The organism is Propionicimonas sp. (genome assembly GCF_034927565.1).
Lineage (GTDB): Bacteria > Actinomycetota > Actinomycetes > Propionibacteriales > Propionibacteriaceae > Propionicimonas.
Window position 1 is genome coordinate 1 of sequence record NZ_JAYFPT010000024.1, and the last position, 1,572, is coordinate 1,572.

1 protein-coding gene is annotated in these 1,572 nt (G+C 67.0%); it reads left to right on the forward strand.

The genetic code is table 11. The annotated features are described in order from the left end of the window. Positions 1-351: 351 nt before the first annotated feature. A partial coding sequence (locus VB080_RS05785; RefSeq protein WP_416339607.1) for an IS256 family transposase occupies positions 352-1,572 on the forward strand: 1,221 nt, incomplete at its 3' end.

Genomic DNA, 1,572 nt, shown 5'->3' on the forward strand with positions numbered 1-1,572 from the left:
GCACATCCTCTTCCCCATCGTTCTCATCGGCCTCGGCATCGTGATCCTCGTCAGCGGCGGAGCCTTCGGACTCTGACGTAGCGGCAGCGATCCAAACGGCCCCGACCGGGCGCACCCCTCTCGGTTCAGACCGCGACACCAACCTGCAGCCAGTCCTGCGTGATCGCGGCAACAAGACCGCCACGGAGCGCTGCAAAAACCCCGCCACCAAGCGAACGAAGCCACACTTCATGCCGGCGGGATTCGTTACGGCCGCCGGCGGCCCAAGGCGTTCTGCGGGACTGTCTGAATAACGGTGTGTAGGGGTCCGGCCTGATCCGAAAGGAGACGGCCGTGACTGACACGACCGAGATGGTGGAGATGATCGACCCCGTGACGGGAGAGATCCTCGATCAGAAGCAGCTCGCTGAGCAGCTGCTCGCCCAGGCGAAGGCTCAGGGGATGTCCCTGGTCGGCCCGGGCGGGGTGTTGTCCGGGCTGACCACGCAGGTGCTGGAGTCCGCCCTGGAGGCGGAACTGACCGAGCACCTGGGCCACGAGTACGGCGCGGCGCCGCTGGGAATGAACATGCGTAACGGCTCCCGGAACAAGACGGTGTTGACCGAGATCGGCCCGGTCGAGATCGAGGTGCCCAGGGATCGCGACGGCTCGTTCACGCCGGTCATCGTGCCGAAGCGGAAGCGTCGCCTGGACGGGATCGACCAGATCGTCTTGTCGCTCAGTGCGCGAGGGTTGACGACCGGGGAGATCGCCGCTCACTTCGAGGAGGTGTACGGCGCCAGGGTGTCCAAGGACACGATCAGCCGGATCACCGAGAAGGTCGCCGGTGAGCTGGCCGAATGGTCCAGCCGACCGCTGGACCCGCTCTATCCGGTGATCTTCGTGGACGCCATCGTGGTCAAGGTCCGCGACGGCCAGGTCCGCAACACCCCGTTCTACGTGGTCATGGGCGTCACCACCAACGGCGAACGCGACATCCTGGGGATCTGGGCCGGGGACGGCGCCGAAGGCGCCAGGTTCTGGCTGCAAGTGTTCTCCGAGCTGAAGAATCGCGGCGTCGACGACGTCCTGATCGCGGTGTGTGACGGGCTGAAGGGCCTGCCGGAGGCGATCACCACCACCTGGGACCGCACCGTCGTCCAGCAGTGCATCGTGCACCTGATCCGCAACAGCTTCCGCTACGCCGGCCGGCAACACCGCGACGCCATCGTCAAGGCCCTCAAGCCGGTCTACACCGCCCCGTCAGAGGCCGCGGCCGCCGACCGGTTCGCCGACTTCGCCCAGGCGTGGGGCGGCAGGTATCCCGCGATCGTCAGGCTGTGGGAGAACGCGTGGGCCGAGTTCGTGCCGTTCCTCGAATACGACGTGGAGATCCGGCGGGTGATCTGTACGACGAACGCGATCGAGTCGATCAACGCCCGCTACCGGCGGGCGGTGAACGCCCGCGGCCACTTCCCCAACGAGGCCGCCGCCATGAAGTGCCTGTACCTGACCACCCGCTCCCTTGACCCCACCGGCCACGGCCGGGCACGCTGGGTCGTCAGGTGGAAGCCCGCCCTGAACGCCTTCGCG